General features: G+C 48.0%; 23 protein-coding genes and 1 pseudogene. 10 read left to right on the forward strand and 14 right to left on the reverse strand.

Features of this window, described 5'->3' with window-relative positions:
- Position 1 precedes the first annotated feature (1 nt).
- The 4 genes from ACXAD6_RS01525 to ACXAD6_RS01540 all read left to right on the forward strand — a co-directional run bounded on the left by ACXAD6_RS01525 (position 2) and on the right by ACXAD6_RS01540 (position 4,079).
- Positions 2 to 964: a siderophore ABC transporter substrate-binding protein gene (locus tag ACXAD6_RS01525; protein WP_474967332.1), complete on the forward strand. Its 963-nt coding sequence runs from the start codon at positions 2 to 4 to the stop codon at positions 962 to 964.
- Between the two features lie 26 nt (positions 965 to 990).
- Positions 991 to 1,812 carry a MerR family transcriptional regulator gene (locus ACXAD6_RS01530; RefSeq protein WP_474967333.1) on the forward strand — a complete coding sequence of 274 codons (822 nt, stop codon included), beginning with the start codon at positions 991 to 993 and terminating at the stop codon, positions 1,810 to 1,812.
- 101 nt (positions 1,813 to 1,913) lie between these two features.
- On the forward strand, positions 1,914 to 3,125 hold the full coding sequence (locus tag ACXAD6_RS01535) for a multidrug effflux MFS transporter (protein ID WP_474967334.1): 1,212 nt from the start codon (positions 1,914 to 1,916) through the stop codon (positions 3,123 to 3,125).
- A gap of 117 nt (positions 3,126 to 3,242) precedes the next feature.
- Positions 3,243 to 4,079, forward strand: coding sequence for a hypothetical protein (locus ACXAD6_RS01540; protein ID WP_474967335.1), 837 nt, complete (start codon positions 3,243 to 3,245; stop codon positions 4,077 to 4,079).
- 690 nt (positions 4,080 to 4,769) lie between these two features.
- On the opposite strand, the gene ACXAD6_RS01545 is transcribed toward ACXAD6_RS01540, so the two are convergent.
- Positions 4,770 to 5,624 carry an SDR family oxidoreductase gene (locus ACXAD6_RS01545; protein ID WP_474967336.1) on the reverse strand — a complete coding sequence of 285 codons (855 nt, stop codon included), beginning with the start codon at positions 5,622 to 5,624 and terminating at the stop codon, positions 4,770 to 4,772.
- A gap of 228 nt (positions 5,625 to 5,852) precedes the next feature.
- Between ACXAD6_RS01545 and ACXAD6_RS01550 the strand changes: the two genes are divergently transcribed.
- Positions 5,853 to 6,584: a tryptophan-rich sensory protein gene (locus tag ACXAD6_RS01550; RefSeq protein WP_474967337.1), complete on the forward strand. Its 732-nt coding sequence runs from the start codon at positions 5,853 to 5,855 to the stop codon at positions 6,582 to 6,584.
- A gap of 132 nt (positions 6,585 to 6,716) precedes the next feature.
- Here the strand turns inward: ACXAD6_RS01550 and ACXAD6_RS01555 are convergent, their stop codons facing one another.
- On the reverse strand, positions 6,717 to 7,916 hold the full coding sequence (locus ACXAD6_RS01555; protein WP_474967338.1) for a cytochrome P450 family protein: 1,200 nt from the start codon (positions 7,914 to 7,916) through the stop codon (positions 6,717 to 6,719).
- Between the two features lie 129 nt (positions 7,917 to 8,045).
- On the opposite strand from ACXAD6_RS01555, the gene ACXAD6_RS01560 reads away from it, so the two are divergent.
- The 3 genes from ACXAD6_RS01560 (at position 8,046) to ACXAD6_RS01570 (ending at position 9,936) form a co-directional block, all read left to right on the forward strand.
- The gene (locus ACXAD6_RS01560) at positions 8,046 to 8,720 is read left to right on the forward strand and encodes an LbetaH domain-containing protein (RefSeq protein ID WP_474967339.1); all 675 of its coding nucleotides are present in this window, start codon (positions 8,046 to 8,048) and stop codon (positions 8,718 to 8,720) included.
- An 81-nt stretch (positions 8,721 to 8,801) separates the two neighbouring features.
- Positions 8,802 to 9,317, forward strand: coding sequence for a CBO0543 family protein (locus ACXAD6_RS01565; protein ID WP_474967340.1), 516 nt, complete (start codon positions 8,802 to 8,804; stop codon positions 9,315 to 9,317).
- Between the two features lie 241 nt (positions 9,318 to 9,558).
- A complete protein-coding gene (locus ACXAD6_RS01570) occupies positions 9,559 to 9,936 on the forward strand; it encodes a GNAT family N-acetyltransferase (RefSeq protein WP_474970339.1) in 378 nt (125 codons plus the stop codon).
- A 5-nt stretch (positions 9,937 to 9,941) separates the two neighbouring features.
- On the opposite strand, the gene ACXAD6_RS01575 is transcribed toward ACXAD6_RS01570, so the two are convergent.
- Positions 9,942 to 11,033, reverse strand: coding sequence for a YheC/YheD family endospore coat-associated protein (locus ACXAD6_RS01575; protein WP_474967341.1), 1,092 nt, complete (start codon positions 11,031 to 11,033; stop codon positions 9,942 to 9,944).
- Between the two features lie 107 nt (positions 11,034 to 11,140).
- On the opposite strand from ACXAD6_RS01575, the gene ACXAD6_RS01580 reads away from it, so the two are divergent.
- Positions 11,141 to 12,457, forward strand: coding sequence for a YheC/YheD family endospore coat-associated protein (locus ACXAD6_RS01580; protein WP_474967342.1), 1,317 nt, complete (start codon positions 11,141 to 11,143; stop codon positions 12,455 to 12,457).
- Positions 12,458 to 12,682: 225 nt separating this feature from the next.
- On the opposite strand, the pseudogene ACXAD6_RS01585 reads toward ACXAD6_RS01580, so the two are convergent.
- The 6 genes and pseudogenes from ACXAD6_RS01585 to ACXAD6_RS01610 all read right to left on the reverse strand — a co-directional run.
- A pseudogene (locus ACXAD6_RS01585) lies at positions 12,683 to 12,847 on the reverse strand (IS5/IS1182 family transposase); the annotation flags it as partial.
- Positions 12,848 to 13,113: 266 nt separating this feature from the next.
- Complete coding sequence (locus ACXAD6_RS01590) at positions 13,114 to 14,493, reverse strand: UDP-N-acetylmuramoyl-tripeptide--D-alanyl-D-alanine ligase (RefSeq protein ID WP_474967343.1); 1,380 nt, start codon at positions 14,491 to 14,493, stop codon at positions 13,114 to 13,116.
- A gap of 30 nt (positions 14,494 to 14,523) precedes the next feature.
- Entirely contained in the window at positions 14,524 to 14,952 is a 429-nt protein-coding gene (locus tag ACXAD6_RS01595; RefSeq protein WP_474967344.1) for a hypothetical protein, read from the reverse strand.
- A 26-nt stretch (positions 14,953 to 14,978) separates the two neighbouring features.
- Entirely contained in the window at positions 14,979 to 16,001 is a 1,023-nt protein-coding gene (locus ACXAD6_RS01600) for a YheC/YheD family protein (protein WP_474967345.1), read from the reverse strand.
- A 10-nt stretch (positions 16,002 to 16,011) separates the two neighbouring features.
- A complete protein-coding gene (locus tag ACXAD6_RS01605; protein WP_474967346.1) occupies positions 16,012 to 17,235 on the reverse strand; it encodes an ATP-grasp domain-containing protein in 1,224 nt (407 codons plus the stop codon).
- Positions 17,236 to 17,255: 20 nt separating this feature from the next.
- Positions 17,256 to 18,605, reverse strand: a complete 1,350-nt coding sequence (locus ACXAD6_RS01610; protein ID WP_474967347.1) for a YheC/YheD family endospore coat-associated protein — start codon at positions 18,603 to 18,605, stop codon at positions 17,256 to 17,258.
- 108 nt (positions 18,606 to 18,713) lie between these two features.
- Between ACXAD6_RS01610 and ACXAD6_RS01615 the strand changes: the two genes are divergently transcribed.
- Positions 18,714 to 20,045 carry a YheC/YheD family endospore coat-associated protein gene (locus tag ACXAD6_RS01615; RefSeq protein ID WP_474967348.1) on the forward strand — a complete coding sequence of 444 codons (1,332 nt, stop codon included), beginning with the start codon at positions 18,714 to 18,716 and terminating at the stop codon, positions 20,043 to 20,045.
- Here ACXAD6_RS01615 and ACXAD6_RS01620 read toward each other — a convergent pair.
- The 5 genes from ACXAD6_RS01620 to prpB all read right to left on the reverse strand — a co-directional run bounded on the left by ACXAD6_RS01620 (position 20,042) and on the right by prpB (position 24,147).
- Positions 20,042 to 20,761 carry a YheC/YheD family protein gene (locus ACXAD6_RS01620; protein WP_474967349.1) on the reverse strand — a complete coding sequence of 240 codons (720 nt, stop codon included), beginning with the start codon at positions 20,759 to 20,761 and terminating at the stop codon, positions 20,042 to 20,044. The two genes, ACXAD6_RS01615 and ACXAD6_RS01620, sit on opposite strands and share 4 nt — an antisense overlap.
- A 74-nt stretch (positions 20,762 to 20,835) precedes the next feature.
- Positions 20,836 to 21,192, reverse strand: a complete 357-nt coding sequence (locus tag ACXAD6_RS01625) for a hypothetical protein (protein WP_474967350.1) — start codon at positions 21,190 to 21,192, stop codon at positions 20,836 to 20,838.
- Positions 21,193 to 21,302: 110 nt separating this feature from the next.
- On the reverse strand, positions 21,303 to 21,806 hold the full coding sequence (locus tag ACXAD6_RS01630; protein WP_027955665.1) for a hypothetical protein: 504 nt from the start codon (positions 21,804 to 21,806) through the stop codon (positions 21,303 to 21,305).
- Between the two features lie 197 nt (positions 21,807 to 22,003).
- Positions 22,004 to 22,426, reverse strand: coding sequence for a hypothetical protein (locus tag ACXAD6_RS01635; protein WP_474967351.1), 423 nt, complete (start codon positions 22,424 to 22,426; stop codon positions 22,004 to 22,006).
- Between the two features lie 800 nt (positions 22,427 to 23,226).
- Entirely contained in the window at positions 23,227 to 24,147 is a 921-nt protein-coding gene (gene prpB / locus ACXAD6_RS01640; protein ID WP_474967352.1) for a methylisocitrate lyase, read from the reverse strand.
- Positions 24,148 to 24,149 lie beyond the last annotated feature (2 nt).

The raw sequence follows: 24,149 nt of genomic DNA on the forward strand, positions 1-24,149 counted from the left end.
GATGAAAAAAGTATGGTTGTTTGGTTTGTTTATTGCTGCTGTTATGTTTTTGGCGGCCTGTTCTTCTCAAGGAGAAGGGAACAGTGCGGAAGCTGAGACAAATAATGAATCTGAAGAAACGAAAGAGACTTTTACTATTGAACATGAACTAGGTACAACAGAAGTGCCGGAAAATCCTGAGAAAGTAGCTGTTTTCAACTATGGTACACTATCTGCGCTGGATCAGCTTGGAGTTGAAGCGTCAGGTGTGGCAAAATCAAGTAACATCCCTTCGTACCTTTCCAAGTATGAAGGAGAAGACTATACGAATCTCGGGAGTTTGAAAGAGCCGGATTTTGAAACGATTTATGAAATGCAGCCGGATCTGATCATTATTGCCGGACGCCAGGGTGAAGCTTACGAGGAACTGAAGGACATTGCTCCAACGTTGTATTTATCGGCTGATCCTGCTGATTTTATGGCATCCTATAAAGAAGGTATGGAAACACTGGGGCAGATTTTCGATAAAGAAGATGAAGTGCAGACCAAGCTTGATGAACTAGATGAAACGGTCGCTGCTATGAAAGAAACAGCAGAAAGCAATGGACAGGATGGTCTTGTTGTTCTGTCCAACGGTGGGAAAGTGAGTGCTTATGGACCGGGATCACGCTTCGGCATGCTTCATGATGTGTTTGGTGTACAGCCAACGGCCGATGATATCGAATCTTCAACGCACGGCATGGATATTTCTTTTGAGTATATTGCTGAAAAAGATCCGTCCTACCTGTTCGTTGTCGACCGCGACCAAGTGGTAAATGGAGAGTCCGCCGCTGCTGAAACGTTGAACAACGATTTGGTAAACGGTACGACGGCAGTTCAAAATGACCAGATTGTTTACCTGGATCCTGAACTGTGGTATCTATCCAGTGGACTTCCTCCGATCGACCTTATGGCTGATGAAGTGAAACGTGCTCTGGAGGAATAAACAACAGGTAGAAGCGAGGGGGAAAGATGAAGAGAACGTTTACGATCGGCCAAATGGCCAAACTGAATAACATTCCGGTCAAAACCCTTCGTTATTATGATGATATCGGCTTGTTCGTCCCCTATGAAGTGGATCCGCAGACAGGGTACCGATATTATGCAATTGAACAGTTCAAGAAGTTGGACATGATCACTTTTTTGAAAAATATGGGTGTGCCGCTCCGGGAAATCAAAAGAAAAGTCGAGCACAGTACAGTCGATGAATTCATGGAAGTGCTGGCGGAGTACAAACAGAAAAACGAAGATCTCATTGAAGATCTGACCCGTATGAACCGCCTGCTGCATCAAAAAATATCGGAACTCGAATCCTCCAAGGATCATCGGATCAGAAATCAGACGAATATAGACTTCTTTCCGGAACGTTCGATCATTGAAGTGCGGGGACACTTTGGCAAGCTGGATGATGTGGAAGAAGTTCTCCGTGCGTTGAAAAAACAGGTGAGTGCCAAATCCCCGATCATGGTCGGGACGGTCGGGATGGTTGTCGAACAGGCGGAGGTTTTCAAAACGGAGGCCGTTGATTACAGGGCTGTTTTCATTACCGTGGATGAAAAACAGGAAGAATCGCATGATAAGCGGAAGATTCTCGAAGAGGGCTTCTATGCGACAACTTATGTGAAAGCGCAGGAAAGCCGCAGCCCTGCCGTTTACCAGAACATTCTGGAGAACATAACGAACGCGGGTTGGCAGACTGATGGTCCGTTTTTCGTCCGTACCATCGTAGAATCGTTCATTTCCCATAAAGAAGAAGAGCATACGCGGGAAATTCAAATCAAAGTGAAACAGTAAAAGACTGTCAGGGGATTCCCGGCAGTCTTTTTTTTGTGTTTGACCCTCCAGTGGGTGGACCCCGTACAATAGCCGGGTATGCATAAAGGAGGAACGAATGGATGAATTACACAGAAGTTTATCAGGAAAGGGCGGGTAGACGAAGTCCCGTTGCTGTATTTATATTTATTTTAGGATCATTAAGTGCTTTCGGTCCATTGACCATAGATATGTATCTTCCAGCGCTTCCCACAATTGCGGATGAGCTTGGAACAACTACATCGATGACCCAGCTCAGTTTGACGGCCTGCTTGATCGGTCTTGCTGTCGGTCAGCTGGTTATGGGACCGTTGAGTGATGTCAGAGGCCGTAAAAAGCCGTTGATCATTGCGCTCGGAGTTTATATGCTGGCATCGTTTTTGTGTTTGTTTACAGGTTCCATCTGGAGCTTTGTGGCATTGCGGCTCCTGCAGGGGTTGTCCGGTGCGGCCGGGCTGGTCATTTCAAGGGCAACTGCCAGAGATTTGTTTTCAGGAGCTGAGCTCACAAAGTTTTTTGCACTGCTCATGCTTGTGAACGGACTTGCGCCGATTCTTGCTCCAGTAGCGGGAGGGCAGCTGCTGCAGGTGATGCCGTGGCGTGGTATTTTTGGGGTGCTTACGGGTCTCGGCCTTCTCATGCTTCTTGCATCAGCCATGTTTTTAGAAGAAACACTTCCGGAGAAGAATCGTAAAACAGGCGGGCTGAAGGAGACCATTGAGACGTTTGGTTCATTAGTCAAAGACCGGACCTTTATGGGCTATGTATTAAGTAAAGGATTCATTATGAGTGGGATGTTCGCTTATATTTCCGGTTCGACCTTTGTCCTTCAGGAAGTCTATGCCTTATCCGCCCAGCAGTTCAGTCTGGTATTTGCGGTGAATGGTCTCGGACTTGTGGCAGCCACCCAGGTGACCGGCTTGCTCAGCCGGAAGGTCAGCGGGACCGCTTTGTTCCGTTATGGATTGATTCAGGCGTTTACCGGGGGGGTGCTGCTCGTTGGTGCGGCTCTGGCGGAAGCCCATGTGGTGCTGTTATGTTTCACGCTCTTCCTTGCTGTTACGAGTGTAGGAATCGTCAATACGACCGTTTTCTCTCTGGCTATGGAAGATCAGGCCGAGCAGGCAGGGAGCGCCTCAGCGCTGCTTGGTCTGCTGCCTTTCCTGCTCGGTGCCATCGTTTCACCACTTGTCGGTCTTGGCGGTGGTGCCCTTCCGATGGCACTCGTAATGGCTGTATGTTCCACGTCGGCAGTGGTCTTTTACATCCTCTTGAACCGTCCGGAGCGCACATGATTCATGCTGGGAATCCCGGACAGGCATGGGGGTGTCTGCATAGAATGATAGAAGGCATAAGTGCCGGATATCAGCGGTTCTATTCGTTCAGATAAACCGCGTGGAGGTAGAGAAGAGTTGAATCAAGATCATGCTGTAATTGTTACGGATTTCACCGGCAGCGACTCACAGAAAGTGCAGCAGGCGATTGATTATGCGGCAATCAATGGAAATCCAAGTGTTGTGTATGTCCCGGATGGAGATTATGTGATCAATGAGACGCTGGTACTTCGTGAAGGAGTGAACCTTGTTTTTGCTTATGACGCCCGCTTTGTTGTATATGGCAATCAGGATGTGCTGCATATTGAGAAGGACGCGGGAATAACAGGCGCCTATATAGCGATAGACGACAGCCGTTTTAGTCGTAGAATTCTTGTTTTTGATGGGAAGTACAAGTATTATAACTCCTGGAACCGCTCCAGGTTTCAACAGATTAACATGGTGAACTGGTCGGGATCTCATAAGGGTACAGGAATCCACCTGTCTTCCAGTCAGCCTTCAGATGAAATATCCTTTTTGCAGTTTGATGATATTAAAGCAGTGGGGCTTCATACAGCTTTAGAAGTAAGGGTAACGAAACCTTCCTCCGGTTACAGCTGGGTGAATGCCAATAATTTCATGAACGTGACGATCGATGACTGTGTCAGGGGGATATGGATGAATTCTTCCAAGACTATCCCTAACGAAGCAAGCGGCAATAACTTTACGAATCTGCAGATCCAGCTCTCCAGTATAAGCAGGAGTGCTGTCCGTGTAACAGGGGATTATAATTACCTGCGGGGAATGATCTGGGATGCTGATCTCGCTTCCCAGATGGGATCTCTTGTGCATCTGACCTCCAACAGCAGTCATACGGAGTGCAGACTCCGTGGAAATCACAGCGTCCTTGACCAAGGAACCGATAATACCTACTAAGGTCGCACCTAATGAAGAAAGACCATCCTGCACTCAGGATGGTCTTTGGCTGTAGAAAAAGCCTGTGTTAGCCAGTTAGAGTTGTCCGCATCTCGTGTTGAGAGGGCACGTTCCGCTTATCGGCGGATGCTTGCCGCGGGCACGGCCTCAGCTTACTTGGTCAAGAAACCATTTGACCAAGTGGATCTTCGGCTCGCGCTGTTCCCGCAGGCGTCACCACCGAACGCTCTTCGTGCCGGTGCCTGTGTAAAACTACGCTGCGATAAAATGAAAGAACGTGGATATACCGTATGAGAAAAGAGAAAGTCGAGCGTAGCTTCGCAGATTCAAAAGAACGGCATAGGCTGCGCGATTGAAGATTGCGTGTAAAAGAAAAAGGGAAAGAACTGGTGCTGATGACGGCTGCCTGCCGGAATATGACAAAGACTCTCCTCCATCCAGCAAAGGTGAGCTGGGTGAAGGAGAGTCTTTGTCGATGTTAAAGAAATCCCAAGGAGCGGTGCCCCTTCCACTCCTGCGGAAGAACGAGTGGGCCGAGATCGCCGAGCGTGGGTGTTGCGAGGAAGCTCGGGCGCTCGTCCGCGGAAAGGGAAGGGGCTTTTGCTCCTGGTGGTAAGAAAAAAAAGCTTGTAAAGAAACAGGGGTTTCTCTACAAGCTGAGACCATCCTTAGTGCAGGATCGTCTTTTCCTTATTTTCCGAGAAGGCTGGAAGTAACCATGGCGGTCTGCTTCAAACCGGTTGGATCGGCAGAGGTTTTCAACTTCGTGAATTCCTCAGACCATTCCGAAGTTCTCATGCGGAGAGGAAGGGTGTCTTTCTCTAATTCCACCATCATGCGCTCTGCAATTTCTTCAGGCGTCTGGAACACTCCTGAATCATGATTTCCCCGCTGTCCCATAAAGTCATTGAGGACCTGTTCATACTCGTCCTTTGGAAATCCACCTGTCTTTTCAATGTCTGCAAGAACGGAATTGGCAAATTCGGATTCAATACCACCGGGTTCGACAATCATAAATTCAACGCCGAAATAAGGGGTTACATAGGTGGCAAGACTTTCATAATACCCCTCCAGTGCAAATTTAGACGCACAGTAGATTTCATGCATGGGTTGTCCGACGAGCCCGCCGACCGAAGAGATGGATACGATACGCCCTGTTTTCTGTGCTCTCATGTGAGGGAGTATGGCTTTTGTGCAGCGGATGGGTCCATATGTGTTGATATCAAAGATCCGTGTGTAATCCTCTTCTGAGGATTGTTCGGTGCTTCGGATGTAGCCTATGCCTGCATTGTTAATAAATAAGTCAATGCGGCCTTCTTCGTCAATGACGGTTTGGACAGCCTGATCGACAGACACTTGTGACTGTACGTCCAGCTGGAGAAGTTCGATATCCAGTCCGTTCTGCTGCAGTTCCTTCACCGGTGCTCCTTTATCGAGGTTCCGCATCGTTGCATAAACCTTCCATCCTGCTTCTGCTAAGACTTTACTAATTCCAAGGCCAAGACCTGAGGAAGTTCCCGTAACAACGGCAATACTTTTGTTCATTGTCATCCCATCCTTTAATGTTTTGATTTTCTCTATCCATGTGGCATCGTTTTATCATCATCAATCCGGATTGTTCAACGTAACTATAATGGTTGGAGTTCACTCTAACGCAAGAGGGAAATATAAAATCGTTTGGGTTTAATTTTCTGGTTGGTATGGAAATGTTTTATTCCGGGGTCAAAAGGAATAATAATGAAACATGAATGTTTTATAAAAGGGGTGTTTATTATGGGGAAATTCCTGATGAATCTGGCTGCGTTCCTTCTCGTCGTAGTAGTGAACGGGCTGGCGAATGCCTTGCCGTTGAATGGTCAGACAACAGGGGAAATATCGAACAGGCTGGATGTGCTGTTCACGCCAGCCGGCTATGTGTTCAGCATTTGGGGACTTATCTATTTATTACTCGGCATCTGGGTGCTCAGCATGTTCCCGGAAAGTCGCAGAAATCTTCCTGTTTACCAGAATACGAGCGGTTTGTTTGTGTTAAGCTCGCTGTTGAATAGTTTATGGATTTTTATGTGGCATTACGAGTTCTTCGGGCTGTCCGTCCTTGTTATGCTTTCGCTTCTGCTCACGCTCATCCGCCTTTATCTTAAGCTTCAGGAAGCAGGAGCTTCGTTTTGGGAACGGCTTCCTTTTTCCGTTTACTTAGGCTGGATCAGTGTTGCGACGATTGCCAATATCAGTTATTTCTTGACCTATATCGGATGGGACGGCTTTGGGATTTCTGCCTCTGCCTGGACGATCCTTCTCCTGATCGTCGGCTTCCTGCTTGCTTTAGTCTTTATGACCAGCCAGAACGACTGGATTTATCCACTTGTTTTTGTCTGGGCGTTTATTGGAATCGCTGTAAAAAATGAAGATGCAGGAGTTCCGGGCGTAGTGTATACAGCCTATATCCTTGCCGGTTTATTATTGGTTCTTACCGTTTTTTATGCCCTGCGTCAGCGAAAGACATAAATGGCTGATGGAAAGACATCTCCTTGAGGCGTCTTTTTGTATGGTCACTTTTTTGATCCGGGGCTCTTTCAAGTAGAGCAGAGATAAAACCAGGCCCGCTGAAATGATGCGGACCTGGTTTTATTATTTTCTTCAAGAAAGCTGGACAGGGAGAGACTGAAGGCCCCTGAGCAGGAAGACGGGACGCCATTCCGGACGCTCACGTTCGGGGTCCAGGTGGATATCTGGAAAGGTATGCAGCAGTTTTTCGACAGCGGCTTTTCCTTCCATGCGGGCAAGTGGAGCACCAAGACAGAAGTGAATGCCGAAACCAAAAGCCACGTGGGCATTTTTCTGCCGGGTGATATCAAAACAATCGGCGTTGGTGAATTTCGCTTCATCCCGGTTCGCTGAGCTGATCGAGGCCATGATGAAGTCCCCTTTTCTAATCGTTTCTCCGTGAAAATCCATATCCTCCGCGGCCCAGCGTGCTGTGGAGAAATCGACGGGACTATAGAAACGCAGTCCTTCCTCCAAGGTTTGGGGCACGAGCGATAGGGCCTTTTTTACCTGCTCGAGTTGATCGGGATGTTCAAAGAGCGCATACATCGTATTGCCGATCAAATTGACGGTGGTTTCATGCCCGGCAATGATGAGCAGGACGACCATGGAATACAACTCATTCTTACTCAGCTGATCGCCCTCATCCTCCGTTTGAAGCAGATAGGAAATCAAGTCTTCCCTGGGATGAGCCCGGCGTTTCTCAAAAAGATCGGTTAAGTAAAGAGTGAATGCTTCGACATCCTCTACGAAATCACCAGCCATGTTATCAGAGGCGGCTACGATGGTGTTGGACCATTTGCGGAACTTCTCACGATCTTCGACAGGCACACCAAGCATTTCACTGATCACAATAATCGGAAGCGGAAAAGCGAAATCATCAATTAAATCGACCGGCGCTGTCTTACTTTCCATTTCAGCGAGCAGTTCATCCGTAATCTCATGAATACGTGGTTCTAAAAGTTTGATTGTCTTTGGATTGAAATAAGGCTGGACGAGCTTTCGCAGCCTTGTATGATCAGGAGGGTCAGCATCAAGCATCATATTTTCGAAAATATTCAACCCTTCCTCCGGGGAGGGTTTGTCTCTGGTGGCGTATAGGCGGCTTTGATCTTTAATGAAGCTCGATGATTTCAAGAGTTCTTTGACATCATCGTATTTCGTGACAAGCCAGGAAGTATACCCGTTGTCTTCTGACATCGGGAAGACGGGCTTTGATGTTCGTTTATCTTCATAAAACGGATAAGCCCCTGTTTTAAACTGTGAGGAATACAATGTTTCCATTTCTCCCATTTCCAAATTCCTCCTTCTCATCCTTATATATGAAGTATAAAGGATGAGAAGACGCCTCACAAACGAACCGTTTGACGCATATCAGGAAATCAGCGGCGTACATTGTAATCAAACGCTGTGAGAAGAGGAGTGGGGGCACTGAAGACAGCTGTTCCGGTAAAAGATCTCATTTGTTTGGTTGAAAAACAGCTGGACCATTTGTTCTTATACGATGTCAAAAGGGAAAGAAACCTCCTGGCATCTGCTGTAGGGAAAGCGATTGGAAAAACGGCCGTGAACTTTTCCCGCAGCCGGAACAAGTACTACAGAAAAGATGGCGAGGTATACTTCAACCCTTTTCATTCAGGACAGTATACGGTCTTTCTTTATTATTTATCGAGAGTACTACGTGAATATGAGGGGTTTTCACTGGCGGACCGCATCTATTATTTAAATAAGGTTTTGAATGCCGTCGACCTTTATTATGAGGTGGAGCTGCCGGACTACTTTTTCCTTGATCATCCAGTAGGCACTGTTCTTGGAAAGGCGGTGTATGCCGACGATTTCGTGTTTTCCCAGCACATTACGGTTGGAAATAACCATAATATTTTCCCGGTGTTCGAGGAAAGGGTGTCTCTGCTCGCGGGAGCGGTCGTCATTGGAAACTGCCGGATCGGAAGGAACACGATCGTTAGTGCCGGCTCCTATATTAAGGATGAAGATATTCCGGCCAATAGTCTTGTGTTCGGGAGGTCTCCGCATCTGGTTATTAAAACAAAGCCCAGCAGTTATTTCGATGATTACTTCCATGCGAAATTTTATTAGGTTTTTACGTAGAGGGACAAGTATAAAAATGGCGTTCATCGACGACAATGATGGTAATTGACTCATTGGAGTGGATAAACGATGTACTTACTGCTTGTCATTATCGTCTGGGTTTTGTTTGCGTGGAGGTTCATTGACTGGACTCAGTGGCGGCGGCAGTACCCGACGGTGTTATTCTTTATGCTTTCTAACTTTCTCTATAACTATTTTTACTACAATCATACGCTGTGGGCTTTCCGGGGGATTACACTGGAGTGGCTGAACCATTCGATCATCAACGCTGCATTCACGTTCATCATCTGCCCGGCTGGTCTTGTCATTTTTCTGCAGCGGATGCCGGATTCGAAGACCGCCCGCGTCTATTACTTTGCCGTCTGGATTGGTTTTTACACAGCGCTGGAGTGGCTGTTTTCCATGAAAGGGATGTATGTTTATGATCATGGGTGGAACAACTGGCTTAATATCCCGCTGAATACTCTGTTATTCCTCATCCTTGCGGTTCATTACAAACGCCCGTCTCTCGCTATGATTCTGGCTGTTCCGATTGCTGTGTTGTTTTACGTATGCTTCCCGTTTCCTCTGGACAGTTTAAAATAAAAAGGGGATGGGATCTATGGTCATCCGGGATCTTTTGTCCGTGCCGCTGTTTCTGATTCTTCTTTTCCTTACCTATGGATCGATGTGGATGTACATCGGCAGACATACCATCAACAAAAGGAAATAGATGTAGGGAGGCTGTTGAGTTCATTCTCAGCAGCCTTTTTTATGTGCATCCACGCACGTGACACCACGGCGGAATATAGTAGGAAAAAAGGCAGAGGAGTTTCACGTGTTGGACATGAAGATGAAGGAAATCAGTTTCAGAGATGTTCTGCCCTTGAAAGAAGCATTTGAAAAGGAGTCTCTGACATTAAGGAAGACAAGAGCGACGACCTGGCTTGGAGCCTACTGTGAAGGAAAACTCGCCGGCGTATGTGCTTTCCGTCGGACTAAATACGGGATCAAATGTAAAAGCGATCTCGTTCTGGAAGAGTTCCGCGGGCGTGGCGTGTACCGCCGTCTTTTTGAAGAGCGGCTGAAGCGTGTCCGCTCCTTGCAAGCGGAAAAACTGTATGCATACTGCAATACAAACAGCCGGCCCATGTATGAAACGTATGGATTCAAGCGGAAAGGAAGGCTGAAAAGGTACACCTATATGGAAATGAAACACCCCTGATCAAATCAGGGGTGTTTCATTTGATCGTATAAAAATCGAGCGTATCCGATGGGATTGGTATGTTTGGCCTTCCATTCCTCCAGGCGTTTTCCTTTATAGCGGACATTTCCGTAACGACCGCGGAAGTTGCATTCGATGAAATACACCCGCCCGGAAGTATCCAGAGCCAGATCGAAAGCGATATCTGCAATGTGCTTGGCATACCTGTCGATGTGGCGGGCCAGCTGGACAGCCCTTTGTTCAATACCATCTCTTGTTGGAATCAGTGGGAAGTCAGGATGGTGGGTGAAAACTTCTTCAAAGCTGAGCGACTGCCCTCCTTGACTAAGATTCGTGATGAATTGATCCTTACTCGGTGACACCTTGCATAAAATACCGGCGACCACCCAGTTTCCGGTGTGATTGCGCTGGACAACGACGCGCAGGTCGAAGGGCCTTCCTTCACAGGCAGCAAGCTGAATCTTTTCCTGAATGAGATAAGGCCTGGCATCGAAGGCTTTCAAGATCACTTCAGGCATTTCCTCCTGGAACGTTTCAAGTTTCCACTGCTTTCGTTTCACCTGGTATTCCAACCGCCAGCTGTTCTTTGAGATCTTCTCTATATGCATAATTCCAGCACCCAGGCTGCCGTTGACAGGCTTCAAGAGGACAGAATCATAAGAGGCCATCATGGTTTTTAAAACGGCTGGGTCTGCTTTTGCTGTCCGCGGCAGACAGTGGCGAAGCTCAGGGTCTTTTTTGATCATCGTATGCATCCGGTATTTATCGTGTTTAAAGCCTTTGTGATTGTAGAAGATGATGCCTGATTCAGTTAGGAACCTCTGCTGCTTCCTGGACAAAAAGCCACGGGAATACAAGATCTGTGGAAGAGGAATCGTCCGCTGTTCATATCGATGTTCACTGCTGATCCATGCTTTTACTGTCGACCTGCCGGGTTGGACATCTTTCACCTTGAAAAAGGCGGCCGTCAACTTGAACTGGTCCGCCGCCTCCTGATATGCACGGACATTGATTTGACTTCCCTCCTCTGCCAGCCGGTCGCAGGTGCTGTCAGGCAGGATGATGCCGATGGTCTCTTTTTTTACGATATGTCTCACCTCCCGGGTTTCCATTTATCCTATGTATACAGAAGGAAGAAAAGATATGTTCTTTCCTGTTGTTCATACATATAAAAGAAGACGGAAAATGAACAGGGGGGACACGTATGTATCACGTGAATAAAGGAGAGGGGATGGGAACAGCCATCACGCTTCACCCATCATCCGCCTTGAAAGAGGGGCTGGAGGACGGCCGGGTATACACCTGGGAGTTCGGACTGCAGTCCTGTCAGGGGGTGCTGCAGACATCCGAACGGATAGACCCAGGTCAGATGGTTTTGTCAGAGGATGCGCTCGGTATCCTGATGATTCCCACGCAGCCCCATTATGAAGTGAAATGTGTGGGAAACACCATTCATATTGGACCTATTATAGGAATCGTTGCCTCCAGCCGCCTGGAAGGTTTGCAGGATATGCTGCACAAGCTGCGTCGTTATGTGAAGAACTACGAATCCTTTGGTGGAGCTGTCATTGCTTTTTCCAATGAAGCGGTGGACGTGGATAAACGGTTGGTGGCTGGGTATCTCTTTGATCCTGTGAAAAGGGAGTGGACGGCAGGAATCTATCCGTTTCCACAGGTCATTTTCAAGCGTGTTCCACTAAAGAAGAAATGGCAGAAGCAATTTCACCAATTCATCGGAGACCGTATTTTTCACTCCGGAACGTTTACCAAGTGGGAAATGTATACGTGGTTTCAGTCCTCCTCGTTTTTGAAGCCGTACCTTCCCGAAACGAAGATTTTCCAGCATTCAGTAGATTTTCTTGAGATGCTGGAGGCTCATTCTTGTGTTTATATAAAGCCCGTAAAAGGGATGCAGGGAAAACGTGTGGCGAAGGTGCTGCGTACAGAGAAAGGGATAAAGGTGATCTATATTCATTCCGAAGATAAAAAAGAGTTTTTATTCCCTCGATCTGAAGACGGGCTGACTTTCTTAAAGGACGTCTTTGCGGGCAGTGAGGTGATCGTTCAGCAGGGCCTCGACCTTCAATATGAGGGGAGGGTCAATGATTTCCGGGCGGTTATGGTGAAAAACGGGGAAGGAAGCTGGGAGAACTTTGCTCTGATGGGAAGGATCAGCCAGGAAGGTCAGATTGTCAGTAACCGTCATCAAGGGGGGGAGATTGAACCTGCGGTCGTCCTGCTGGAGCGGATGTTTAAGGATAAGGAAAAAGTGTCTTCTCTAATCCGTGAGATCGAGGAGCTGGCTCTAAGAGCGTCGGAGGTCATCGAGAACTGCGGTTTCCACTATTGTAAATTGGGCATCGATATCGGTGTGGATCGACACGGGCGTGTGTGGTTGATCGAAATCAATCATCGGAATCCGAATGATTTTGTCGCTTCTTTTACGGGAGATAAAGAACTTGCCAACCGTATTCGTACAGCCAATATGCTGTATGCGAAACGAGTGGCGGGCTTTCAATAAGAGCAGCAAAGGAAAAAGGGGCCCTTCCACGAATGGAAGGGCTGATCAGCTTGTAGAGAGACCCCTGTTTCTTTACGAGATTTTTTCTTTCTTGCCGCCAGGAGCGAAGGCCCCTTCCCTTTCCGCGGACGAGCGCCCGAGCTTCCTCGCAAAAACCACGCTCGGTGATCTCGGACCACTCGTTCTTCCGCAGGAGTGGAAGGGGCACCGCTCCTTGGGAGTTCTTTAACATTGAAAAAGACTCTCCTTCACCCAACTCACCTTTGCTGGATGGAGGACAATCTTTTTCATATTCCGGCAGGCAGCCTTCATCAGCGCCTGTTCCTCCCCTTTTTCTTTTCCACGCAAGCAGCAATAGCGCAGCCCATGCCGTTCTTTTGAATCTGCGAACCTGCTTAGGGCAACATCTCTCTCCTCTATATTCTAATATCGGCACGAGGAGCGTTCGGTGGTGATGCCTGCGGGAACAGCACAGGCCGAAGATCCACTTGGGCAGGCGACCTTCCTGACCAAGTTAGCTGAGGGCGTGCCCGCGGCATTCATCCACCGATAAGCGGAAAGTGACCTTTCACACGACAAATGGGCAACTCTAACTGGTTAACACAGGCTTTTTCTACAGCCAAAGCAGCCCTTCCATAAAGGGAAGGGCTGCTTTTTTAGGTTTCGTCTTTGAGGACGCGGATGAAATGACTATAGGAGTCCCGCATCGATGTTTTAATTAAACACACGGTCTGGTCATCTGCAAATTTTTGAATCAGCTCAAGCGCTCGTTCTGGTGTGCCGCACATATATACGTGACGCGCTCTCATCCCGCATTTCACAGCTTCTCTGGCCATGACGGCCGCTCGTTCTCCGATAGTAATGAGCCGTCCGGGCTGGTTGTTGTAAATGAGGCGTCCGATTTTCTTATGCTCTTGAATTTCTTCAGGGCCCAGCTCATTGATCTGTCCGAGCACAGCTACACTGTTTTTCCCGCGTGCTTTTTCCTGTAATACGGCAAGGGCAGCTTCGATGGAACCGGAGTTGGAGTTCCAGGAGTCATCAATTAATATGGATCCGTTCAGGCCGTTGGTGATTTCTAAATGGCGTTTCAAAGGTGGAAAGGTTCGGAGCCGCTGCAGCAGGGTTTCGATATCCACCCCGAAGGTATGGGCGGCAGCTATGGCGCCGAGGGCATTGCGGACCATATGAAGTCCAAAAGCAGGCACGAAGGCTTCATAGTTTTCTTCAGCATGGGTGAGGGTGAACGTCATTCCTTCCTCCGAATATCTGATGTGGGATCCTCTGAAATCCGCCTGTTCACCGGTCCCGAACCAGATGATCTGCCCGGGAGGAAGGGATCGAGCGAAGCGCTTGGAATGGTCACATTCTGAATTCAGGAAAATAGGTTGATCCACTCCCGCACCTTTGAGTAGTTCAGCTTTTTCCTCAGCATACAGGTGCTGTGACCCATAGCGTTCAATATGATCCGTTCCGATCCCGGTTATCAACACGGAAAAGGGGCTGAAACAGCGGACACATTTCTCCAGATGCCCTTTCTTTCCAACGCCGAATTCGAAGATGCCGAAATCGGTATGCTCGTTCATCCTTGTGAAAACCCCGGCGTTCGAACGGAAGAGATTGTAGTTTCCTTTCGTTGCTTTTACGTGGTGATGCTCTGATAACAGATACTTGACCATCTCTTTCGTCGTCGTTTTTCCATAACTGCCGGTGATGGCAAGGAGAGGAATGGAAAGAAGGTGGCGGTACCAGGCGAGGAAGCGATGGTAGGCTTCCCTTGTTTTTTTCACTTGAATAACCGTAATATTCCCGCGGAGGGATGGAAGTCTTTTCGGGCGGCTTGTGATTATCACACACGATGGCAGCTGCTCTGTCTCCTGGGCCGCCGGTGCTTTTGCATCCAGGCAGAAGTATAGGCAGCCTGGCTTTACTTTCTTCACACGGGTGACGACACTTTTTACAACGGACAGGGAGCCCTCACGTACAACCACACCATCCAATTCTTTCACAAGGTCACGTACTGATAGTTTTCTCACAGGATTCTCCTTTGCACAGGAGCCGGAATTCTACCATTTCGGCTCCACGATAATGTCCCGTTTCAGTAAATCGATATTCAAACAGGAGAGGGAGGAAATAGATTGAACAGGCCGGGTTATCAGACAATCCGTCCTCTTTAAGGCATAGATTTCTTCCATCCATCCTGCAGGTTCCCCGTAAATCGTAAAAGGCTGAAGAAGGGATAGAAGGACGTTTTTTTCTTGTTTATCAATGGCTTCAATGCGGAAACACCACGTTTGAAACGTTTCTCCACGCGTGGTTCCCTCTGCGGAGAACGGGATGGAGGAGTGCTGTCCATAGAAGCAGAAGGGGATGGTGTCGATACGCATGAGTTTAGCCAGGAGTGGGCTGCATGGATCTGAGGGATCTCCCTGAAGTTCCCGCTGCTGTTGATAAAGTATTTCAAAGCTTTTCAATAGACTCGTATGATCCTTCAACCTTTCCATCCCCTTTCGATCAGTTTTCAGCTCTTATACTGCTGAGCCATGTAACAAGCATAAGGAATCATATGCCGGGCAATGGAAAACTCCCTGTGACGGCTTCCAGGGCGCCAGTTCACTTCATAAATCCACAGTTTATGATGGCGGTCAACGGCTGCATCAATCCCGAGTTCATCAAAAGAACGTCCGGGGTATAACGTTTCGAAATGCGTGGCGAACTGCACGGCAAAGTACTCAAGGAGCTGTTTGATATTGTAATATTCACGGCCGAATTCTTCCTTAAGGAAGGGCACAAGCTCTCCACGGTAGCCGCCACGGCTGACATTGCTTGTTAATCGCTTGGTTCCACTGATTCGTGGATAGATCAAGGCCGTCTGCCACCGGCCTTCTTTATTTTTATGGACATGCAGGCGGAAGTCATAGCTGAATCCCGCATTCGTCCGACTGTCGATATACGGCTGAATCAAATATTTTTTGTTTTGAAGAAGGTCGGTGACTTTCTTTTCCCAAACCTCCCGCGGACAGGTCTGCTTCTCTAATCCGGTCTGCCAGGTCACCGATCCATCCTCAAGCTTTGTAATGAAGTGGATGGATTCTCCTTTCCGGCCTGAGTGAGGCTTGATGACGGCCTCCGGGTGAGCTTGAAGAAACAAATGGACATCTTCCGTTGATTGAAGCGGGTGGCTGGGAACCAGGTGGCCCGCAAACGTCTTTCCTCGTTTGATTTTGTTATAGACAGTCAGCTTGCTGCCAATCGATCGGCTGATAAACGGGATCTGTCTGCGGAGAGCACGGCTGACGGCCTTGTGCTTTGAGGATCTGGGCGCACTGATATTGATGATGACTTCAGGGAAGGGGAGATCCTTTTCGTGCCAGGATCCTTCCTGGTAAATCCACCCTTTGATGCGTCTGTGGTCAAAATCAATCCCTGAATAAGAGAAGTAGAAAAAATCTGATCCATACATTTTTGCGGCAGCTGCATAAGCAAAAGCTTTCGTGACGTGATGCGGTTTTTGGCGGTAATGAAGCATTCCGATCCGTGTCATATTCCACACCCTATATCGGTTCTAAATGAAATTTGATTTTCTCCGCTGCTGATTTAGCTGCGCTGACAGCTTCGTCCTGGTCCGGTGAAGCAGCGATGACATACGCATAACGGTGTCCCATGGATACGGGAGCGGACAAAATCGATCCTCTGCGCGGCTTTACGTAGACTTTTTTTATAGACTCCATCGTTTTGGCTTTCTGTTTTCCCGTTACTTTCATCAACTTTCCCCTGCCTTGGATGGTGATGAAGTGAGCATAGGCGGAGAGCTGTTTCTTCGGGGTGCAGTCAATCCTGTCTCCCAGGTTCAACTTCAACGTTTCCTTTACTAAAGAAATGCCGGTGGATTCATAAATGAGCTGGTTGACAGCACTCCCGGATATCCGGGGGTTGATTTCAATCAGTTTCCACCCGGAGGGCGTCTTCCTCATTTCCGCGTGGCATGTGCCATGCGTGAGCCCCAGATGGTGAACGATACTTTCGATGGTCGTCTGCAGTTCTTCGGTACATGAATCAGAGAGCGGCGCCGGCATAAGATAGCCGGTGATGATGAAGCGGGCTTCTTTTGAGATGATCTGTTCAATGACAGCGGCCAGCTGAACCGTTCCATGGTCGACAATGATCTCGATCAGATACTGGGGACCTTCCACATATTCTTCTAGAAGGAGGGAGGACAGACCGGACTGCCTTTTGAAATAGGTGCAGGCATCCAGAAAAGCCTCCTGGTCTTTGATTAAGAGAACGTCTTTGGAGCCATTGGAAACCGGGGACTTCAAAATAAAGGGCAGTTGATCGGCGTAAGTATGAAACGATGGATCAGCATCTTTCTCCAAAGGTAGAACCGCATGCTTCGGAGCCGCGGGGTGTCCGTTTAAAATTTCCCTGAACCTTGTTTTATCTTCCATATGATACAACGCGGAAACAGACAGGGAAGTTAAACCAAGTTCAGCTGCCATTTCTGCAGCCAGACGAACAAAAGGGTCGACGAAACTAACGAAGGCTTTGATATGTTTTTCTTGTTTATTTATAATCGCCAGCTGCTCGTAAATGACGTTTTTATCCTGTAAATCTTTGACGAAAATCATTTGATGCACATCGGGATACTCTTCGCGCTGGTACATCTTCTTCAGCTGCTGAGTGAGGAGGATGGTGAAATACCCCATCTGCACGGCTGCCTCGATGGCATCTCTGCTGGATCCGGATTTGTGTGTTTCTAAAAAGACGATGCAGTCCATAACCTTCCATGTCCCTTTCTTTACCGGGGGCCCGGGAGATGTTCCTGTGGAAAACCACACATACCTTTCAATGCATCTACGTAGGATTTTTGTATGTGCCAATACAACGCATGATCTCCTGCATAAAGGGGGAGCCGGTCATCCACATACCGGTGATTCATTTCAATCAGCCAGATCTTTCTTTTTTGATCCAAAGCAATATCCACACCAAAATAGCCAAAAGCGGTGCCGGACTCCTGCTCTAAGCGTTCAGCTGCCCGGCAGCACACGGAAAAGATCTCTTCACGGAGATGGTCGATCTCTTCTTTGGAAAGGGAAAAGCAAGACCTCACCACATCCTCTGCGGAAGAGACATGACCACCGCCGGCGTGATTGCTGATGATGCTTTGTGGAGCACCTGTTTTAGCGACCCATCCAGCAGCTTTCCACTGAGCCTGCCTATCCTTATGCAGGTAGACCCGGTAATCGATCACTTGGTGATTGAACGCAATGTCCAGACATTTCTGTGCAAGGTAGGGTTTTCGACCGATGATTTTATCCAGATGGTTGGCTGCTTCTTCCGGAGGCAGGCATTTCTCCAAGTTCATTCCATTTTCCCTCGTCCGTACATGCCATGTCCGGCTCCCGGCAGAAGGGGAAATGTGAATGGTTTTACGGCCGAATGACCCTTTGACAGGTTTTAAAAATAAGGATCCCCACTGATTCATCCAATCGACGGCCTCGGGACCTCCTGTATAAAGAGCGGTAGGAGGCAGGTGCGAAAGGAGGATTGGATCTTTCTTTAAGTACTGATAGACCTGCCATTTCGAATAAACCGCTTGATTGAAGACGGCACCGCTTACGTGACGTTCGAAGCTCAACTTCAGCTCTTTCTTCAACGACATGCGCTTATACACAACATCGGGGTAGGGGAGAAGTCTTTTCTCCCAGCTTTCATCAAGGGGGTTATACATGTATCCGCTCAACTGCGTGTGCCTGGATTGAATACTGTCCATAGAAAAAATGGTGAGGATGCCGTTTTGGAGCGGATCATTCTGCAGCACATGGTTGAACCGTTTTCTTTTACCGGGCAGGTATTTTTCCCTGCCTGCCGCTAATATTCCTAAATGAGGACCGATCCTGAGATGACCCTCATCATGACGCAGTTGAAAACGTCCCTGGTCAGGGAAAAGCAGTTCATCGGCAATCCGTGAGAAAAGGCGTGCGTGTCGTTCCTTCGTTCCTTTTATCGTGACAGCCGCAGCTTTTGAACCGAACTCGACGATCATCGGAGTTTCCTCCTGAATAGACAGCTGTTGAAGGATGGGGTGTGGGAGGTGGAACTCCCGCCCTTCCCCATGTTCTTTTTGAATGTGAATGGCGCCGTGCATCCTGTATCCCCTCTCATTGGATTGAGGTACAGCATATGGTATTCGTGGACAATAGAAGCGTGTGACTAACTTTTACTACGATGGTTTTTACAAGTTGGAGGGAGCCCTTTGTTTATAAAAAAAAATGCAGAGCTGAGCCGGGCGTCCGTTGCTTTCCATCCTTCTATGAAAGAAGTGCTGGGCCGGGAGGGGGGGACTTCTTTGGATGTTCACCTTGGTCTTTGGAAGCGGAGCACCTCTGTCTTTTACCACAACCATGTGAACGAAGATGTGGTGGAGTTTTCCCATGACCTGCTTCATGGTCTGACCATTCCTGAGGATATTGACTTTGAATGGATGTCTGAAAAAGATGGCTTTCATCTTGGTCCGGTCCTTGGGATTTTAAGAGGGGCTTCTCTGGAAAACATCCGTCCGAGTGTTTTAAGGATTATGCGCCGCTGGGTGGTGGATTACAAAAACTTAAAAGGCCTTGTCATTGTTTTTCCGAGGAATGGAGTTCGATCGAAGGGGGAGTCGGTGACCGGATATGGCTTTGCCGGTGTGGAAAAGGGCTTCTGTATGGGGACTTTTCCTTTTCCAAGTGCTGTGTTCAGCCGTCCGAGTGCCGGTGGAGAGCGGACCTATCGATTGCTGGATGATTTGACCTCCGGACGTTTTTTTAATCGAAGAGGTGCCGGAAAGTGGGGGTTTTACTGTGCGCTCAGACAGGACCCGGCGACAGAAAAGCTTGTACCCCATACAGAAAAATATTCCACAGACGAACGGCTGATGATGTTGATGGATCAATATTCCATCGTTTATTGGAAACGGAAGTTCGGTGCCAAAGGGTATGGCATGATTCAAATGAAAAAGAAAGACAACCGCTATATCGTCACAAGGGTTCTGAAAGGAGAGCAGAAGCAGGAAGTATTTTCCAGCGGGGGGCAGTTGAAAGCGTATCTCTCGGATATTCCCGACAGGAAAAGAGGACTGATTCAACAAGGAGTTCCTTATGCAATGGATGGAAAACAAGTGGACTTCAGAGCCTATGTCCAAAAAGATCCTGATTCTTCGTGGAAGATGCGCGGATTTGTGGGACGAATCGCCCGGACGGGAAGTGTCATCACCAATTTGAGGTATACCGAAAAAGTGATGAAAGGGCCGGACGCTCTCCAACAGTTTTACGGAATTGGAAAAAAAGAACGCGCACGACTGGAGAAAAAAGTGGAAGCCGACTGTCTGCTGGCTGCCGCCCGTCTGGATGAGTCCGTCGGTCACTTTGGGGATATCGCCCTCGATTTCATCATTAGTGACAAGGGAGATCTTTATTTTCTCGAAGTGAATGCCAACTATGGCCACGCAAGCCTTGTGAGGATCGGGGATGAATCTTTGAAGCACAGCATCTACCGTTCCCCGCTCGCCTACGCCAAATCGTTGACCGGATTTTCGGGTAAAGCTTAACCCTTTTTGTAGGAACGGATCGTCTTATAGGCAGTAAGGTCCGGTAAATTTCTGAACATCCCAATATCCGGTTTCGTATTGGCTTCAATGATCCATAAATGACCGTCCTTATCTATGGCTATATCGAGACCGAAAAGCCGGTGCTCCACATAATAAGGAGCGATGTGGTGGGCAGCATGTAAACCGAGCTGATCCATCCGCTGCATAAGGTCCACGGCCGCTGCTTTTCCAATGACCGCAGATGCGGCTTGTTCCGCAGGCAGCATTTGTTTTGTATAGTTGGTGGCGATAAAAGGGGCGGCTGCGACCCTGGCGAGCTTTCCTGTTACATGCCAGTCGGTCTGCGCTGATTTCCTCTGGACCATAACCCGGAAATCGAACGGACATCCGTCGATTTCAGCGAGGGAGATTTTCTGCTGGATCAAGTAACGTCCGGTGCTGTACGTGTTGGTAAAATGCTCATAAAGTCCGGATAAACGGGAGGACCGGATTTTTTTATGATTCACGTGCCATTCAAAGGAATCGTTCCCTAAATCGGACAGCTGGATGACCCCCCGGCCTTTATATCCGCGCGCAGGCTTTAAAATGACCTGTTTATGTCTCTTCACCATATTCACCATTGTATCGGGGGTGAGTCGTTTCGTTTCCGGCAGAAAAGGGCGGAGGTCATCGGACTGCTTCATCCATTGATATTTTCTCCACTTGCTCGTCTTCATGTGATACGTTCCTTTCCCGGACCCGCATGATAAAAAAACCCCTGAAACTCAGGGGATGGGTCCAAACTGTTGGTTTATGACAATGGACAGTAGAGGTTGTTGTAGGCAGCGAACAGGCTGATGGCTTCTTCATAGCTTTCTGTTTCAACAGCTTCCTGGAAAATCGCAATGACTTCATCTTCGGTAAGTGGATAGTTCACGAGTGGATGTGCGGCATTGAGAAGAGCGGCTGTTCCTTCCAGAGCCAGTTCCTGTGTCGGGGTGGAAGGGATGGGAAGATTGAGAGCGAATAAAAGGTTGAGGTTATCTTTGTAAATGCAGACATCGAAAACGGTATTCACACGGTCGCATATGGAATAGGCTTCCGGCCATTGAGGGATATTTTGAAGTGCCCCCCAGAATTCTGCGCTGCATCCTGTATTGACCCCCATGATCAACACCTCCTTATTTTTCTACTATATGTGAAGGAAAGGGAAGTGTCTGTGTGGGGGGAGAATTCATGAAGAAAGCCTGAAGGGGATACCTTCAGGCTTTCTTTGTTTTAAAATCGCTGATAGCTTTTTTCCTGATCGTTGTATTCAGGTAAAGGCTCACGGAATGCGGCGGCATCCTCAGGGCGTGCGAATTCTGAAGGGGCTTTAGGAGCGGATGATTTATACCGGATATGAAACTCCTCTTCATACTCTGCAGCGGATATTCCTGCTTTCGGCTGCCTCATTCCGATGATCCACGTTTCGAAATTGTACATGCCGCGGTCGATGATGACACCAAGATCTTCCAGAGACTGGGTCAATTCATTCAGACAGTCCAGGCCATTTCTTAAGATAATCCCGCGTTCCTTAGCTTTGTCCACCGAATGTTCCAGTCTGTACACTTCTCCTTGGTAGGAAAACTCAATAAAACAGCTGTTCCGATCCCAGTTGAAATGAAAATCTTCAATTTTCAAGCGCTTGATCGCCTTGACGAGTTTACGCTCGCAAACACTCTGTTCCTTATGCGGCATCCATTGGAATAGAATATTCTTGAATATACGATTCTTGAACAAACCATCCACCATCCTTTTTATAAGCCTAATCAATGAGAGCAGTGACAGTCAAAGTATTATAGTTTACTATTTCTCCAAAAAAAGTAAAAATCCTCTAAAAAGATGAGAAAAATAGGAAAAGAACTTTATTCCGACACGATGATTTTATTATAATCCTTAAAAACGGCTGAAAGAATAGTTCCAATGGATGGATTCAATCAAAGTCCCCGGAGGAGCTGTTCGTTCTGCCGGCGGAGCTGATCGTACGCCTCCTTCAATGACTCAGGCACGAGCGTCCGTCCGTAATCCCAGGCGTTCGTTTCAATCGTCGCTTTCAATGCGGCAATTTCTTCGTCTTCCCCGTACATGAGTGTGCGGAGGTCGTGCTTATGCTTTTTGAACGTAAGGTAATACCCCAGTTCATGACAAACCATCAGCTGTACATAAGATTCCTTTGCGATGCCCAGATGGGCTTTGCTCATGAAGCCGTTTACCTCAAGGTAATTAAAGGTCAGTGTATTGTTGGAGACGTTAAAGCTCATCGGAGCCTTCAATTGATTGTCCGCGGCCCAGTTGATATCGAGCTGATGGTCGCTGATCGTCTGCTGGATGATTTCTTCGATTTTCCATATGTATAACATCAATAGCTTCCTATCCTTTCTTTCTGTACTTCCTCTAAGTATAAAAGAAAAGATCAGGAGGTTTGAAGCTAAAACTACATTCTTCTCCTTAAAAAGAGGCAGAGTCCGCCGGAAGACGGACTTTTTGACTAAAGTGGCCGGTCGTCACATTAATGGACCGGTCCGGGAGGAAACCCCGTTTCTTTTTTAAAGGCTTTGTTATTGCTTGGTCTTGTTATTTAACATGTGAGCTCCAATCACCCCTTTCTCTCATGGGGTTTGTATGAGGCGGCCTTGGGAATGACTCCCTTTCCGTGGGGTACCGTGAGCCTCCTCAGGCTGCGCCTTCCGGGGTCTCACGATGTACCTTCATCCCACAGGAGTCTCGCCATTCCCAAGGCCGCCTCTTCAAAGAAGGGTAGTTAGAAAGGATATAACCGAAGTCCGTTACACCACTACGAAAGGGATGGCAGGGAAAACAGGTAGACTCCTGCGGGAAAAAGGAACAAGGTGAGACCCCGGAGAACGAAGTTCGAGGAGGCTCATCGTTCCCCGCGGAAAGCGGACGGTTTTCCCTGCCATCCCATTCTCTGAGTAAACAACGGACCGGACCCTAATTCCAGACGGAGACGATTTAGTAATCATTTAAATTAACAACAACAGACTTTAACAGAGCTTTTTTAAAAGGAAATGTTCATGATAACCAGCTTAAAGTGGTGGATGCGGTTAAGGGGTGAATGTAAAACCTGTCCCCGGGTCAAATGTTCAACACCGGACAGGTCTTACATGATATGGAACACTTGTTTAAATCCATGGATGAGTTATTTGTTTCTGCTGTCGATTTCCGGGAGGATGGTTTTCGCTACTTTTTCATCTAAGGCTTCGTAGTCATAATAATCAATGGTTTCATAGAGTTCCTGTCTCGTCTGCATATCCTGAAGCTTCTCCTCCTGCGTACCTTTTTCCATAATTTCAGAGAAGACCCGTTCATAGGCTTTCGCTGCCGCGCGCAGGGAAGTAACTGGATAAATGACCATGTCCGCACCGAAGGAGGCAAACTGCTCATCTGTGTAGTAGGGGGTCCGTCCGAACTCCGTCATATTGGCGAGAATAGGAGCATTCAGATTAGAAGAGGCCCGTTTGAAATCCTCTTCGCTTATGAAAGCTTCCGGGAAGATGGCGTCTGCTCCGGCTTCTATATAAGACTGGGCCCGGTTGATTGCTTGATCGATTCCTTCGACCGCTTTGGCATCCGTCCTGGCCACAACAATTAAATCGGGAGCGGCTTCTTTGATGGCCTGGATTTTCTGCATCATTTCTTCCTGGGGGATCAATTGCTTTCCGTTTAGGTGGCCGCACTTTTTAGGCATGAGCTGATCTTCAATCTGGACAGCGGCGGCTCCAGATTCCACCATCTCCTTCGCTGCTCTTGCCACGTTCAGCACGCCTCCATACCCCGTATCGATATCAACAAGAAGTGGAAGGTCGGAAGCCCGGACGATTTCCCGGGCTTTCTCAGCCATTTCATTGGAATAAATAAGACCGAGATCCGGAAGCGCCTGACTGGCTGTATAAGCGGCTCCGGATAAGTAGAGGGCCTGGAAACCAAGGTCCTTCGCGATTTTGGCACTCATTCCATCATGGGCGCCGGGGATTTTCAACAGGTTCCCGCTTTTCATTAAATGTTTAAATACTTGAGCACGTTCTTTCTGTGTTGAGGCGGTCTGTACGAGCCATGTCATCG

This window comes from Halobacillus sp. ABH2_015, assembly GCF_056158945.1.